Origin of the sequence: Olsenella kribbiana (assembly GCF_036408795.1) — a bacterium.
GTDB lineage: Bacteria > Actinomycetota > Coriobacteriia > Coriobacteriales > Atopobiaceae > Olsenella_L > Olsenella_L kribbiana.
On the sequence record NZ_JAZGJP010000001.1, the window covers coordinates 150,481 to 164,349 of the forward strand.

The following is a 13,869-nucleotide window of genomic DNA, read 5'->3' on the forward strand; positions in this document are numbered from 1 at the left end:
TGGATGTGTTTCACGATATTGAGTTGATGCATGCAGGATGTACAAGCATGGGTACCTAAGGAGCAGTCTGCGTAGGCATGAAAGAGCCCCGATTATGAGAGCGCCAGAATCGTATAGGAAAGAAAGCAGCATGCCGCAAAGATTGCAAGGGCTAATGCAAAGAAGACGTTAGCTGCATTGTGGCTACGGATTTTCCTGCCCTGAAGCCAGATGAACGCATGCGCCACAAGCGGGAAGGCAAGCCAGAGGTAGACCATTGCAGCAAGCGCTATGAACACATCGTTGAAGAGCCAGGCTTGGCCACCCACATTGAAGGGCAGATACGAGTTGTCCCAGAAAGGATAGTGACCCGTCGCATCAGGCTGGTTCACAAGAAGTCCGATGCCAAGTTCCATGAGCATAGCGAGAAAGACGGCGCAGATGAACGAGACGGGGATGGCCTTCTTCCTTGAGCCAGACTTTCTGACAAGCCAATCCTTTGCTGGCTCGAGCGCCAATGTCATGCCCAGTGCCCCGAAGCCGTAGCACCAGTAGGGATGGAACCAGGGATCGATATAGAGCGCATAGTCTGAGTCGACGATTCCGAAGAGGCTGTTCGTCATCCAGCAGTAGGGGAATTCAAGCCAGTGTCCGATGAGGCAGCAGGCGCAGAATGAGGTGACAAGTGCCTGCCAGAACCAGCGTTTGCGTGGATGGAAGAAGCAAGCCGAGCCATCAGGCATGGAAAGAAGTCCCTGCAGCTTCGACACGTCGAACCTCCTGATTCCGCAATGCAGCATATACGTCTTGTCTCCTTACCCATTCCTTATAGACACAGTGCAGGCTCTGGCAAATGGGACAGATTCTGTATGTTTCGCTGAGGATTGGGCTGGAGGTACACCTGCAGCATATATACGCTGGATAACCACCTTTTCGGTGAATTGCAGAGAAATGCATTTACATGAATATCAGAGCCGTCTGTCGAAATTTCTGCGTACCCATCTACAAGGTGTACTCAAATAACTGTAAAGACACTGCAAACGCAGTGCAGACAGGGGAGTCATTGCTCGGGAGAAAGGTGTTGCGTCATGAGGAATCTGACACGCAGGAACTTCTTTGAAGCAGCGGCAGTGGGAGCGGCAGCGCTTGGCATGGCAGGATGCGGAGGATCGGGATCTGGTTCCAGCTCTTCATCGAGCACAAGCTCCAACAATCTTAACAGGATTGCCAGCCAGGACATGATCGATGCCGGCAAGAATGACGGCGAGCTCGTCGTCTACGGCTCCTGCGAGGAGGAATACCTTGCAGCTGTGACGTCCCACTTCGAGGAGCTCTTCGGCATCAAGACGAGCTACCAGCGCCTCTCCACGGGCGAAGTCGAGGCAAAGATCGAGGAAGAGAACGGCAATCCTTCCGCCGATGTCTGGTTCGGCGGAACGACAGATCCCTACAATGTGGCATCGGGCAAGGGCCTGCTCGAGGTCTACAAGGCCAACAACGCCAGCCATCTCATCGATGACAAGTTCAAGAGCACGAACGATGACTGGTACGGCATCTACAAGGGCATCCTTGGCTTCATGTACAACAAGGACGAGCTTGACCGCCTGAAGCTCGATCCTCCCCAGGACTATCCCGATCTCATCGATTCGAAGTATCAGGGGCTGATCTGGTCCTCGAACTACAATACGTCCGGCACAGCAAAGCTCATCATCAACACGGTCATCCAGAAGTATGGCCACGATGATGGCATCCAGTACCTTGTGAACCTCGACAAAAATATCGCGCAGTACACGAAATCGGGCTCCGGTCCTTCAAAGTCCATCGGCATCGGCGAGTGCACGATCGGCCTCGGCATGCTGCACGACGGCATCTACCAGATCGTCGACCAGGGCTACGACAACGTTGGCCTTGTCATCCCGAGCTCCGGCGCATCCTATGAGGTAGGCGCCACAGCCATCTTCAAGGGCTGCAAGCATGAGGATGCCGCAAAGCTCTGGGTCGAGTATGCGCTCTCTCCTGAGTGCGTGAACCTCGGCCAGGAGAACGGCTCCTACCAGTTCCTTGTCATCGACGACGCGACGCAGCCGGAGATCGCGACCGAGTATGGCCTCGATCCAGACAACGTCATGGATTACGACTTCGAGGATGCCAAGGAGCACACCGAGCAGTATGTCGCTGATGTCATGAATGCCCTCGGCGGCGGCGATGACCGCTTCAAGACCGAGTAGACGCAGCGTACAAAGCTGCTGTGGCGGCAATTCCTGAGAGGGGCCGGCGCAGAGGTTCGCCTCGAGGCGCCGGCCCCTTCCTGCAGCAGGAAAGGCCGCCTGCAGTATGACTGCATCGGCCTTTCTGTTTATCGTCCCTGAGGGAGACGTCTATGGCAAAAAATCAAGGCACCGCGCTCGACCGCAAGAAGCTCATGGCCGACCCCATCATGGTGACGACTATCATCGTGCTCATTGCGTTCCTGACGCTCTTCATCCTCTATCCGCTTGCAATCCTTCTGGTCGATTCTGTTATCACCGACCAGGGCATCTCGCTTTCCGTCTTCCAGCGCGTACTCGCTATGCCTTCCTTCGAGACGGCCATCACGAACACATTGAAGGTCGGATTCCTCGTCTCGATCGTATCTTCGCTCGTCGGCTTGCTCTTTGCCTACGTTGAGGTCTACGTCGAGCTGAAGAGCAAGTTCATGGCAAGGATCTTCAATGTTGTATCGATCCTGCCTGTCGTCTCTCCGCCCTTCGTGCTCTCGCTCTCGATGATCTTGCTCTTCGGCAAGTCGGGCATCATCACGCGCGGGCTTCTGGGCATTCCGGACAACAACGTCTATGGCTACTGGGGCATCTTCGTCGTGCAGACGCTCACGTTCTTCCCGGTCTGCTACATGATGCTCAAGGGCCTGCTCAAGAACATCGACCCCTCCCTCGAGGAGGCTGCCCGTGACATGGGCGCCTCGCGGTGGAAGGTCTTCACAAGCGTCACGCTGCCGCTCATCCTTCCGGGCCTCGGCAATGCCTTCCTTGTCACCTTCATCGAATCCATCGCTGACTTCGCGAACCCCATGATCATCGGCGGATCGTATGACACGCTGGCAACGACCATCTACCTGCAGATCACGGGAGCCTACGATAAGCAGGGTGCCTCTGCCATGGCAGTCGTGCTCCTCTGCATCACGCTTATCATGTTCATCGTGCAGAAGTATGTGCTCGAAGCGAAAAGCACCTCGACGCTCACCGGCAAGGCATCGCGCGGCCGCATGCTCATTACCGACAACTCGGTTCGCATCCCACTTTCCATCTTCTGCGGCATTGTCGCTGTCTTCGTCATGGTCATGTATGCCTGCGTCCCGCTCGGCGCGCTCTTCAAGACCTGGGGCCGCGACTACTCGCTGACGCTCAAGTGGTTCACGCTCGTGTTCACGCGCTACCATGGCCTCGAGGCGTTCAGGGATTCCTTCCTGCTGTCGCTCATTGCAAGCCCGATCACAGCCCTGCTCTCCATGATCATCTCCTATCTGGTCGTGAAGAGGGACTTCCATGGAAAGGGCTTCATCGAGTCTGTCTCCATGCTTGCCATGGCAGTTCCTGGCACCGTCCTCGGCGTCGGCTATATCCGCGGCTTCTCTGGCGGCATCTTCCATACCGGCGTCATGCAGTGGTTCTACGGCTCTGCTGCCATCCTGGTCGTCGTCTTCATTGTGAGGTCGCTTCCGACCGGCACGCGTTCGGGCATCTCGGCCCTGCGCCAGATCGACAAGTCCATCGAGGAGTCGGCATACGACATGGGAGCGAACAGCTTCCAGGTATTCATGACGGTCACGCTGCCCCTTATCAAGGATTCGTTCCTGAGTGGCCTTGTGACGACGTTCGTGCGCTCCATCACGGCAATCAGCGCCGTCATCCTGCTCGTGACGCCGCAGTTCTTCCTCATCACGGTGCAGATCAACGAGTTCGCCGGCAAGGGCGAGTACGGCACAGCCTGCGCCTTCTCCACCATCCTCATCCTTATCACCTATGGCGCGGTCCTTTTGATGAATGCCTTCATCAAGCGCTTCGGCACCAGCGCCAAGACTTCCAAGGAGGCCTGATCCATGGGAAAGCAGAAGAAGGGCGTGCGTCTCGAGCACCTCTCCAAGATCTACAAGGACCCGAAGACCGGCAAGGATTTCTATGCCGTACATGATGCGAACATCACGATAGAGCCGGGAGAGTTCGTGACCCTGCTTGGACCGTCTGGCTGCGGCAAGACGACCATCCTGCGCATGATTGCAGGCTTCGAGAGCCCTGATGAGGGACAGGTCTATCTGGGAGACGAAGCCATCAACGAGCTCACGCCAAACAAGCGCGATACTGCCATGGTCTTCCAGAGCTATGCCCTCCTGCCTCACTACAACATCTTCGACAACGTGGCCTATGGATTGAAGCTCCGCAAGTTCGACAAGGAGACCATAAGGCAGAAGGTCACGAACATCTTGAAGCTCGTCGGCCTCGAGGGCATGGAAGACCGCATGACGAACCAGCTCTCAGGCGGCCAGCAGCAGCGTGTCGCCCTTGCCCGTGCCCTTGTCATCGAGCCGGGCGTGCTTCTCTTCGATGAGCCGCTCTCGAATCTCGATGCAAAGCTCCGTGTCGATATGCGTACCGAGATCCGCCGCATCCAGCAGGAGGCCGGCATCACGGCCATATATGTCACGCATGACCAGAGCGAAGCCATGGCAATAAGCGACCGCATCATCGTAATGAAGAAGGGCCTGGTCGACCAGATTGCAGACCCCAAGACTATCTACTACCGTCCGAAGGACGAGTTCGTGGCAGACTTCATCGGCGAGGCGAACTTCCTGCGTGGCACGCTCGTATCCAAGACAGGCGATACCGGCATTGCAAAGATCGAGAATAGTGAGATTCCTGTTGACGGCGTCGAGGATATGGCGCCGGGATCGAACATCACGCTCGTCCTGCGTCCCGAAGCGGCTCACATCGCCGACGAAGGACAGCTTCCCTGCAAGGTCGTGCTGTCCCGCTTCATGGGCAACTACCAGAACTACCATGTCGAATGCGGCAGCCACCTGATCAAGGTGACGGAATTCAATCCCAAGAACAAGCATGAGTACCATGTGGGGGATAGCGCTTTCGTCCAGTTCACTAAAGACGACCTGCATGCGCTGGCGGGAGAGCCCAAGGACTGAACCTGAAGACCCTCTTTCGCACACGCTCGGCAGGCAGCTGTGCAACGGGCTGCAGAATCCCCCGGTCCCAGGTGGCCGGGGGATTCTGCTGTATATGCCTATCCTGAGGGCTGCGTATGAGCATCTCCAGACAAAGCGGCAGAAGCATCGGCTCTGCTTCTTGAACCAAGCAGGAACATGTAGACCTGCAGCAAGCATCTTGGGGCCGTCTTCCCGGATGCGTTTCCGCTTCTCTTCTCCTTTGTTACAGATGCCCCTTCGCTCGTTCTCTGGTACCTCGATTTTGATACAACAGACTCATCGAAGCGGAACTCCTGTTCATGCGCATGCCGCTGGAATGTCTCTGCAGGGACCTGCCATGAAAGCCTGCATGCAGGCTTGCCGCAGATGCTGCTGCCTTCAAGAGAGGACGCCTGATATGAGCCATAGCAAGACACTGGGGCTTTCTGACATTATCGGTCCCATCATGGTCGGTCCCTCTTCATCCCACACGGCAGGAGCGCTACGCATCGCGCTCATGGCACATGAACTGATGGGGCGGCCTCCGAAGGAGATGCGCTTCACCCTCTATGGCTCGTTTGCCCATACCTATCGCGGCCACGGGACCGACCGTGCTCTCGTTGCAGGCCTTCTGGGCTTCAGGCCGGATGACCTGCGCATCCGCGATTCGTTCGAGATTGCACGGGCACAGGGCATCTCGTTCGATTTCCATGTCGACTCCAAGGCGAAGCCCCGCCATCCCAATACGGTCGATGTCTGGGTACGTGATGCTGCGGGCGAAGTGCTGAGCGTACGCGGCGAATCGATAGGCGGCGGTGCAGCTCGGCTGACCAGGGTCGATGGGATAAAGGTCGAGATAACGGGGGAATATAGCGCCGCTATCATCTACCAGCAGGATATGCCGGGCGTTCTCGGATTTGTGGCATCGACATTGGGTGATGCCGGAATCAATATCGGCAACTCGACAATCCTGCGGGAACGCAAGGGCGGCCTTGCCTACAACGTGCTCGAAGTGGACAGCACGATTCCCGACGAGGTGCAGCAGGTGCTGCTGAAAGATCCGAGAGTGTTGCGCATCCGGTTCATCTCGGCGTTCTCGCTCCCAGAAGGAGCGGGTGCCGCTACGCCGCGCTATACGCCTGAGGAGGCACAGGAGCTCTTCCCGAAGCTCGACTATCAGGATGGCACCTCGATTCTGGCGCATGCCTACACCTGCAACATCAGCCTTGGACGTGCATTCCTCGACCGCGAAGAGCTGCTTCTTGCCATGCAGGGCAAGGATATGTCTGGCACCTACGCCTATCTCGACCGTGTACTCCAAGTGATGAGGGAGTCTGTCAAAGCGCCGCTGGAGCATGGCATGCACACGATGGGCGGACTCATCGGCGGCGAAGCCCATGCCCTGATGCAGCTGTGCGCTGGCGACGGAGAATCTCATGCCTCGGACAAGCTGCATCAGGTATTCAGCGGCGTCTTTCCGAAAGCCGCCGCTTATGCCATGGCGGTGCTCGAGACGAATGCCTCGATGGGCCGCATCGTGGCGGCGCCTACCGCGGGTTCGGCAGGCGTCCTTCCCGGCGTGATTGCCGCTCTCAACGAAGCTGGAGATTTCAGCCAGGAAGAGCTCCGGGATGCTCTGGCCAATGCTGCTGCTATCGGCTATATCGTGACAAGGAATGCGACGGTTGCCGGTGCAGAAGGCGGCTGCCAGGCAGAGATCGGTACCGCCTCCGCCATGGCAGCAAGCGCAGCGACGCAGCTTCTCGGAGGCTCTCCCCAGCAGTGTCTGGCTGCAGCTGCCATCGCGCTCACGAATCTGCTTGGCCTTGTCTGCGATCCGGTCGCAGGGCTTGTCGAGGAGCCCTGCCAGAAGCGCAATGCTTCGGCTGCTGCCAATGCGCTCGTCTCGTGCGAGCTTGCACTTGCTGGCATCCATTCGACCGCTTTCTTCGACGAGACAGTGGATGCGCTGAAGCGTGTCGGACACTCGCTGCCATTCGAGCTCAGGGAGACCGCCCTGGGCGGCATTGCTACCTGTGAAAGCTGCCTCGAATCGTGCCGGAAGGCTCCGCACGGAAGCTAGCTGTCCGCTGCGCCCAGAGGGTTCGCCCTTCGAACGACGGAACACCGCCTTCCGGTGCACAGCATCGTATGGGCAGCCAAGCTGCGTGACAGCATTGAGCAGGCTGTCTGCCCCTTCCGCCTTAAGCTCCGCGTCGTTTGCTTGCAGCGAGCTCGCATGCCTCATGCAGCCAGGCAAAGAGCTCGCTGTCAAGTTCTGCTGCATCGCATATGACCAGATGGTGTGTCCATCTGCCTGGATATGCCTCTGTTTAGGCAGCTATGCGCGCCGATGCGAGTTGGTGGTCCAGTCCGGACGTCAGCGTGATGGAGCTTTGGGGTATCCGTGCCTTGCGGCGGACTGAAAGAGGCGACACGCAGGCGAATGCATGCCTGTTCAAGAGCGTTATCTGCGTCTTCTGGACACGGATGCTGAATTCTGGAAGAGCATCTTCTGCCCGCTGCATGAGTGCCGCATAGAGCGGCAGGGCTTCTTCATGTCCAGAGAAGAGTGATGCTTCTTCGGAATCGAGAGCTAGCCTGCTCCATCACTTCAGCGGCTGGGTGTGTTCCTCGTCGATCTTTGCTACCTTGTCGCGGCGGCGGACATACTTTGCAGCTGTCAGGGGCTCTGTTGCCATCCATGTCTTTGCAATTGCCATGGCAAGCACGGGGCCGATGATCTTGCCGCCGATGCAGAGGACATTTGCATCGTTGTGCTGCCGTGCCAGCTCGGCGCAGACCGGATCCTGGCAGACACAGGCAAAGATGCCGCGCACCTTGTTTGCAATCATTGCAGAGCCATAGCCTACGCCGTCTACGAAGATGCCGCGGTCGCACTCGCCTTTGGCAACGCTCAGGGCTGCAGGAAGCACAAAGTCGGAAAGGTCGCATGATTCATGGTCATAGGTGCCAAAGTCCACGACCTCATGTCCCTCCGATTCAAGCCACTCCTTGATCTGGTTTTTGAGGTCCGTTCCTGCATGATCGTTTGCCATTGCAATCTTCATGGATGCTCCCTCCGCCGAATGACGAGACCAGGCGATTGAATCGCTTTGATGCCACAAGTTTAGATGTGCCAGCATCTGTATGTGCTTCTCATGGGTGGATTCTCGACCGATGGAGATCTGGTGCATGTCAGAAGGCGAGACCGATGACACGGAACAGACTTACGGAAGCTCTGCTATGCATTAAATTTATGACAGGATAGTCATTATAAGCATTACACATGTGCAGCCATCTGCAAGAGACTTGTACCAGAACAAGACTCTGAAGAATGGATATCAATGGATGTGCACACATTTACGAACGCCGACCTCAGGAAGCTCATCATCCCGCTCTTTCTGGAGCAGCTCCTTCTTGCTTTTGTTGGCATTGCCGATGTCTTCGTCGTCGGATTCGTCGGCGAGTCTGCCGTCTCAGGCGTCTCGCTCGTCAACTCCTTCAATACGATATTCCTGAACCTTTTCGTCGCACTTGCTACCGGTGGTGCTGTTGTTATCAGCCAGTACATCGGACGCAAGGACAGGGAGCAGGCAGCAGCTTCTGCCTCCCAGCTCCTCACAGCATCCGTGCTCATGTCTGTCGTGGTCGCTATCCTCGTCCTCATCTTCAACAGGCCTCTGATGGGGCTCATGTTCGGAAAGGTCGAGGATTCTGTCATGGATGCCTGTGTGACCAAAAGCGCGGCGCAAGCCCCTTCCTTCAGGCATGGGGTCAAGCCGCGCATCGCCGTCAGGTGATAGCTATCTGCAAGTGGTATAATGCCCGCATGAAATACAAGAGCAACAACAACGTCGTCTACAGCTGCAAGTACCACGTGGTCTTCTGCCCGAAGTACCGCAGGCCGGTGCTGGTGGACGGCGTGGATGAGCGCTTCAAGCAGATAGCCCAGCAGGTGGCAGATGGCCTCCATTTCGAGATCATCGAGATGGAGGTCATGCCCGACCATGTCCATATGCTCCTGGAGGTGGATCCCCAGCTGGGCATCCACAAGGCCGTGAAGAGGATCAAGGGAAGGACCAGCCACGACCTGCGCGAGGAGTTCCCTTGGCTGAAGAAGAGGCTGCCCACTCTTTGGACCAACTCCTACTTCGTCTCGACCGTGGGCGGGGCGCCCTTGGCAATCGTGAAGCAGTACATCGAGAACCAGAAGGGCGTGTGAGCCCATGGGCGTCTCAATGGCCTACGAGATCCGCATCTACCCCAACGCCGCCCAGCGCGAGCTTGCCGAGCGCACGTTCGGCTGTTGCAGGTGGGTCTACAACAGGTGTCTCGAGACCAGGAAGGCCGAATACGAGAAGACCGGGAAATCGCCGTCTGTCTACCAGCTCCAGAAGCTCGTCACGGCCTGGAAAAGGACGGATGCCCCCTGGCTTGCCGAGGTGGACTCCCACGCGCTCCAGCAGGCGGCCGTGAACCTGGGGAGGGCCTTCGATGGGTTCTTCCGCCGCTGCAGGGCGGGCGGAAAGCCCGGATACCCGCGCTTCAAGTCGAAGCGGGACACGAGGCAGAGCTACAGGACCAACTGGGGCATCTCCGTGCCCGACGCCCGCCACATAAAGCTGCCCAAGCTGGGCCTGGTCAAAGCGCGGATCTCGCGCCCGGTCAAGGGAAGGATCGTATCTGCGACCATCAAGCGCGTGCCTTCCGGCAAATACTTCTGCGTGCTCGGGGTTGAAGACGCGCCTGTTGAAGAATGGCCTGAAGCCAGGACGCCCGTGATGGGCGTGGATGCGGGCGTGAAGGATCTCGCGACGCGCTCAGATGGCATCAAGATTGCAAACCCCAAGGCGCTTGCCAAAGGCGAGAGGAAGCTCGCCCGGGAGCAGAGGCGCCTGTCCCGCAAGCAGAAGGGGTCCAAGAGAAGGGAGAAGCAGAAGAGGAAGGTAGCGCTCGTCCATGAGCGGATAGCCAACCAGCGCAAGGATGCCATCCACAAGGCCACGACGGATGCGGTGCGCGAGAGCCAAGCCATCGCCGTCGAGGACCTGAACGTCAGTGGGATGGAGAAGAACCGCCGTCTGGCCAAGTCCGTCGCGGACGCCTCCATGTCCGAGATGGCCCGCCAGCTGGAATACAAGTGCGCCTGGCACGGGCGGCGTTTCGTGAAGGTGAGCCGCTGGTATCCATCCTCGAAGATGTGCTCGTGCTGCGGGCATGTCCTAGAGGAGCTGCCGCTCTCCGTCCGTGCGTGGACGTGCCCCGTCTGCGGGGCGAGCCACGACCGCGACCTCAACGCGGCGGTCAACATCGCGCGGGAAGGAGCGCGGCTTCTGAATGAAGCAGACGGTACCGCAGGGCTTGCGGGAACCGGGGACGCGAAAGCGCCCCGAACGCTCGTGGAGCAGGCGTAAGACCAGCTTCCGCCGCAAGGCGGAGGAAGGCTATCTGCGTCGAAGCGAGAATCCCCCGGCTTCAGCCGTGGGGAGTGTCAACTACCTGTGCATCTCAGCCTATTCCTATCCGATGCTTGCCATCTACAATGCAGGGGCCGCACTCTATCGCAGCTTCGGCAAGGCGAGCACGACGATGTATATCTCGATCGTTTCCAACATCGTGAATGTCGTCGGCAACTGCATCGGTGTCTTCCTGCTGCATGCCGGTGTCGAAGGTGTCGCCTGGCCCTCGCTCATCTCCCGTACGCTCTCTGCTGTCCTCATCACCGTGTTCTGCTTCTCCGAGAATAATCCGGTGCAGTATGTGCGCTCCTGGATCTTCAGGATCGATGGGGAACTCCAGAAGAAGATCCTGCGCATTGCCGTTCCGAATGGCATCGAGAGCGGCCTCTTCCAGCTCGTGAAGGTTGCACTTTCGAGCATCGCCGCGCTCTTCGGAACCTATCAGATTGCCGCAAACGGAGTGGCGCAGAGCATCTGGACCATGGCAGCACTTGTCTCGGTCTCGATGGGACCGGCATACATCACGGTCATCGGACAGTGCATGGGAGCGCGCGACATCGAACAGGCAGAGTTCTACTTCAGGAAGCTCACGAAGATCACGCTTGCCTTCTCGATTGGCTGGAACATCCTGATCTTTGCTGTCACGCCGCCGCTTGTGGGGCTCTATGCCCTGAGCGAGGAGACGAAGCGGCTTACGATCCAGCTTGTCCTCATCCACAATGTCTTCAATGCGCTTGCCTTCACGTTCGCAGACCCTCTGGGCAAAGGACTCCGTGCGACGGGAGATGTATTCTTCACGACAGCCGTCTCGCTCTTCACGACCATCGTCGTGCGCCTTCTGTTCTCGATCATTCTCGGCATCTGCTTCAACATGGGCGTCATAGGCATTGCCCTTGCTATGGGCATCGACTGGACCGTGCGCGGAATCATCTTCTGGGTGCGCTTCAGGCGCAGTGCCTGGAAGAAGTGCCACGTGATCTAGAAAAGCAATTCATCGTATAGATAGGAGGATGCAGCTTAGCAGAGAGCTGCATCCTCTCTTTTCCTAATCCTCTTCGTTGCGCGCAAAGAACGACGCGGCGTTCTGGAAGAACATGGCCTCTGCGATGTCCTCTCCGAAGCGTCTGGCAACCAGAGCATGGAAGGCTGGCATGTCCTGTGCACCTGAGAGCCAGGACGGCGTCGTCGAGCCGTCGAAGTCGCTGCCCAGAGCGATGATGTGCTCGCCTCCGAGCTCGAGGAAGTGATCGATGTGATAGCTTAGCTCATCGAAGGTGACATCAGGCTGGCCTGAGTCTTTGCCGCTTCCCTGGTTGAAGCGATCGGCGATGAAGGAGCGGAAGTAGTTGATGCCGACAAGGCCACCGCGATCCCTGATAGCCTCGAACTCGTAGTCCGTGAGATTGCGGGGATGAGCACAGACAGAGCGGCTGTTGGAATGCGTCGCCACGAATGGACGGGTGGCATGGGACAGGACATCCCTGAAGCCGGCATCGTTCAGGTGCGAGACATCTGCCACGATATGGAGCTCCTCCATGCGCTTCAAGGCCTTGATGCCGAAGGAGGAGAGGCCTTCTTGCGTGTCGTTGCCGGAGCCGATGCAGTTCTGCCCGTTCCAGGTCAGGGTGATCATCTTGACGCCGTCAGAGCGCATCTCATCCAGGACCGAGAGGCCATTCTCGAGAGGAGAGGCATTCTCGACCGTGAGCATTGCGGCAACACGTCCATCCGAGAAGGCGTCCTCCACCTTCCTGCCATCCAATACCTGGCAGACCTCTGGTTTGTGCTCCTCGAGCTGTTCCCTGAAATAGGATGCGACCTTTCGGTAGAACTCGTGCGGCTTGAGTCCTGTCTTTGAGAGGTCATCTGGCACCCAGACCGCAAAGCACTGGCACCAGCTTCCTGCCTGCGCCATACGCTCGAGCGAAAGCTGCAGGCTGTTATGCGTGAGGTCGTCCCCCTCCCGTACATTCGAGGCATAGCGTGAAAAGGGCTCCACGTCGTGCATGGAAAGACTGTCCAACGTATCGCAATGAAGATCGAAGATGCGGATGCTATCTGCTGCCATATCCTTCTCCCAGCTCGCTGTGCGTCATATCTGATGCTTTGATTCTATGTCAGCATCAGAGGAGGTGCCGATATGGCCTTCCTGCGGCAACAGACAGCAACATGCATCTGAGCAGCTTGCTGCCATTATCCGCTTTGGGCCTGACTCAAGAGTGCATCTGGACTTATCATGGTGCGGAACAGACGAGAGAGGATGGCCTCATGGGCGAAGACGCAAAGCTTGATATCTCTGCTGCGGCCCAGGCTGGCAGAGCGGCCAAGGGTGAAGACAAGCTTGGCAGGCTCTGCGACGAGGTGGATGCAGACACCCGCAGACGAGAAGGATCTCCAGAAAGCCAGCCCGAGTTCGAAGAGCTTGCGCGCACGGTCTGGCGCCTGAGACAGGCCGATGGCTGCCCCTGGGACCGGGTGCAGACGCATGAGAGCATAGCAAGGAACATGATCGAGGAAGCCTATGAGGCAGTGGACACCTTCCAGGCGCACGATGATGCGCATATGCGCGAGGAGCTCGGCGATGTGCTTCTGCAGGTGCTGCTCCATGCGCAGATTGCGGCCGATGAAGGCTCCTTCGATATCCACGACGTCTGCGGGGATCTGAATCGGAAGCTCATCCGCAGGCATCCGCATGTATTCGGAACGCCTGAAGGAGACGTGCCCCGCGTCTCGGCAGAAGGCACTCAAGAGGTGCCGGATATCTGGGACAAGGTGAAGCGTGAAGAGCGCGAAGCGAAGGGCGAGGCCCCCGGCGAGGAGCCTGGACTTCTTGATTCTGTGCCCATATCGCTTCCTGCCCTCATGCAGGCCCAGAAGATATCGAAGCGTGCTGCCAAGATGGGCTTTGACTGGAAGACCACAGATGATGTCTGGGACAAGGTCAATGAGGAAGTGGGGGAGTTCGAAGCTGAGCCCTCTGGCTCCGAGCGCGCCTTCGAAGAGTTTGGCGATGTCCTCTTCTCGCTTGTCAATGTCGCACGCAAGGAGCATATCGACGCAGAAGCGGCACTGGCCTTCGCGAACCGCAAGTTCCGCAGCCGCTGGGCTTCTATGGAGAGTGCTGCCGAGGCTTCGGGAAAGCCTCTGGATGCATGCTCCGATGAGGAGTTCGACCAGCTCTGGAGGCGGGCAAAGCAGGAAGAGCGGGGACAGTAATTCAGTGCAGAGATTCCATCC

The 13,869-nt window shown here is 57.9% G+C and carries 12 protein-coding genes and 1 pseudogene; 9 read left to right on the forward strand and 4 right to left on the reverse strand.

The genetic code is table 11. From position 1 onward, the window contains the following. Window positions 1-92: 92 nt before the first annotated feature. A complete protein-coding gene (locus tag VXJ24_RS00680; protein WP_330970994.1) occupies window positions 93-749 on the reverse strand; it encodes a putative ABC transporter permease in 657 nt (218 codons plus the stop codon). Between the two features lie 318 nt (window positions 750-1,067). Here VXJ24_RS00680 and VXJ24_RS00685 point away from each other — a divergent pair, with 318 nt between their 5' ends. The 4 genes from VXJ24_RS00685 to sdaAA all read left to right on the forward strand — a co-directional run bounded on the left by VXJ24_RS00685 (window position 1,068) and on the right by sdaAA (window position 7,253). Continuing rightward, window positions 1,068-2,207, forward strand: a complete 1,140-nt coding sequence (locus VXJ24_RS00685; RefSeq protein WP_330970995.1) for an ABC transporter substrate-binding protein — start codon at window positions 1,068-1,070, stop codon at window positions 2,205-2,207. Window positions 2,208-2,359: 152 nt separating this feature from the next. Continuing rightward, window positions 2,360-4,072 (forward strand): ABC transporter permease, encoded by a 1,713-nt coding sequence (locus VXJ24_RS00690; RefSeq protein WP_330970996.1) that lies wholly within the window; start codon window positions 2,360-2,362, stop codon window positions 4,070-4,072. Window positions 4,073-4,075: 3 nt separating this feature from the next. Further along, on the forward strand, window positions 4,076-5,170 hold the full coding sequence (locus VXJ24_RS00695; protein WP_330970997.1) for an ABC transporter ATP-binding protein: 1,095 nt from the start codon (window positions 4,076-4,078) through the stop codon (window positions 5,168-5,170). A gap of 418 nt (window positions 5,171-5,588) precedes the next feature. Then, a complete protein-coding gene (sdaAA, locus tag VXJ24_RS00700) occupies window positions 5,589-7,253 on the forward strand; it encodes an L-serine ammonia-lyase, iron-sulfur-dependent, subunit alpha (protein WP_330970998.1) in 1,665 nt (554 codons plus the stop codon). A 250-nt stretch (window positions 7,254-7,503) separates the two neighbouring features. Here sdaAA and VXJ24_RS11465 read toward each other — a convergent pair. Together VXJ24_RS11465 and VXJ24_RS00705 are read right to left on the reverse strand one after the other, a co-directional pair. Beyond that, a pseudogene (locus VXJ24_RS11465) lies at window positions 7,504-7,737 on the reverse strand (DUF5655 domain-containing protein); the annotation flags it as partial. Between the two features lie 42 nt (window positions 7,738-7,779). Continuing rightward, on the reverse strand, window positions 7,780-8,241 hold the full coding sequence (locus tag VXJ24_RS00705; RefSeq protein ID WP_330970999.1) for an RpiB/LacA/LacB family sugar-phosphate isomerase: 462 nt from the start codon (window positions 8,239-8,241) through the stop codon (window positions 7,780-7,782). Between the two features lie 276 nt (window positions 8,242-8,517). On the opposite strand from VXJ24_RS00705, the gene VXJ24_RS00710 reads away from it, so the two are divergent. Genes VXJ24_RS00710 through VXJ24_RS00725 form a run of 4 tightly spaced genes read left to right on the forward strand, consistent with a single transcriptional unit; the run spans window position 8,518 to window position 11,614 of the window. Further along, a complete protein-coding gene (locus tag VXJ24_RS00710; RefSeq protein ID WP_330971000.1) occupies window positions 8,518-8,973 on the forward strand; it encodes an MATE family efflux transporter in 456 nt (151 codons plus the stop codon). A gap of 29 nt (window positions 8,974-9,002) precedes the next feature. Beyond that, on the forward strand, window positions 9,003-9,395 hold the full coding sequence (gene tnpA, locus VXJ24_RS00715; protein ID WP_330971001.1) for an IS200/IS605 family transposase: 393 nt from the start codon (window positions 9,003-9,005) through the stop codon (window positions 9,393-9,395). A 4-nt stretch (window positions 9,396-9,399) separates the two neighbouring features. Beyond that, window positions 9,400-10,587: an IS200/IS605 family element RNA-guided endonuclease TnpB gene (tnpB, locus tag VXJ24_RS00720; RefSeq protein ID WP_330971002.1), complete on the forward strand. Its 1,188-nt coding sequence runs from the start codon at window positions 9,400-9,402 to the stop codon at window positions 10,585-10,587. Beyond that, window positions 10,511-11,614, forward strand: a complete 1,104-nt coding sequence (locus VXJ24_RS00725; protein WP_330971003.1) for an MATE family efflux transporter — start codon at window positions 10,511-10,513, stop codon at window positions 11,612-11,614. The genes tnpB and VXJ24_RS00725 overlap by 77 nt, the downstream gene beginning before the upstream one ends. 63 nt (window positions 11,615-11,677) lie before the next feature. Here VXJ24_RS00725 and VXJ24_RS00730 read toward each other — a convergent pair whose 3' ends face one another. Then, entirely contained in the window at window positions 11,678-12,700 is a 1,023-nt protein-coding gene (locus VXJ24_RS00730) for a dipeptidase (RefSeq protein ID WP_330971004.1), read from the reverse strand. A 200-nt stretch (window positions 12,701-12,900) separates the two neighbouring features. Here VXJ24_RS00730 and mazG point away from each other — a divergent pair, with 200 nt between their 5' ends. Further along, window positions 12,901-13,848 carry a nucleoside triphosphate pyrophosphohydrolase gene (mazG, locus tag VXJ24_RS00735; protein ID WP_330971005.1) on the forward strand — a complete coding sequence of 316 codons (948 nt, stop codon included), beginning with the start codon at window positions 12,901-12,903 and terminating at the stop codon, window positions 13,846-13,848. Window positions 13,849-13,869: the final 21 nt, after the last annotated feature.

Coding starts and splice junctions, on each gene's coding strand:
- VXJ24_RS00730 (WP_330971004.1), bottom strand. CDS start 12,700: ATGGCAGCAGATAGCATCCGCATCTTCGATCTTCATTGCGATACGTTG.
- VXJ24_RS00710 (WP_330971000.1), top strand. CDS start 8,518: ATGGATGTGCACACATTTACGAACGCCGACCTCAGGAAGCTCATCATC.
- sdaAA (WP_330970998.1), top strand. CDS start 5,589: ATGAGCCATAGCAAGACACTGGGGCTTTCTGACATTATCGGTCCCATC.
- VXJ24_RS00690 (WP_330970996.1), top strand. CDS start 2,360: ATGGCAAAAAATCAAGGCACCGCGCTCGACCGCAAGAAGCTCATGGCC.
- VXJ24_RS00685 (WP_330970995.1), top strand. CDS start 1,068: ATGAGGAATCTGACACGCAGGAACTTCTTTGAAGCAGCGGCAGTGGGA.
- mazG (WP_330971005.1), top strand. CDS start 12,901: ATGGGCGAAGACGCAAAGCTTGATATCTCTGCTGCGGCCCAGGCTGGC.
- tnpA (WP_330971001.1), top strand. CDS start 9,003: ATGAAATACAAGAGCAACAACAACGTCGTCTACAGCTGCAAGTACCAC.
- VXJ24_RS00705 (WP_330970999.1), bottom strand. CDS start 8,241: ATGAAGATTGCAATGGCAAACGATCATGCAGGAACGGACCTCAAAAAC.
- tnpB (WP_330971002.1), top strand. CDS start 9,400: ATGGGCGTCTCAATGGCCTACGAGATCCGCATCTACCCCAACGCCGCC.
- VXJ24_RS00695 (WP_330970997.1), top strand. CDS start 4,076: ATGGGAAAGCAGAAGAAGGGCGTGCGTCTCGAGCACCTCTCCAAGATC.
- VXJ24_RS00725 (WP_330971003.1), top strand. CDS start 10,511: ATGAAGCAGACGGTACCGCAGGGCTTGCGGGAACCGGGGACGCGAAAG.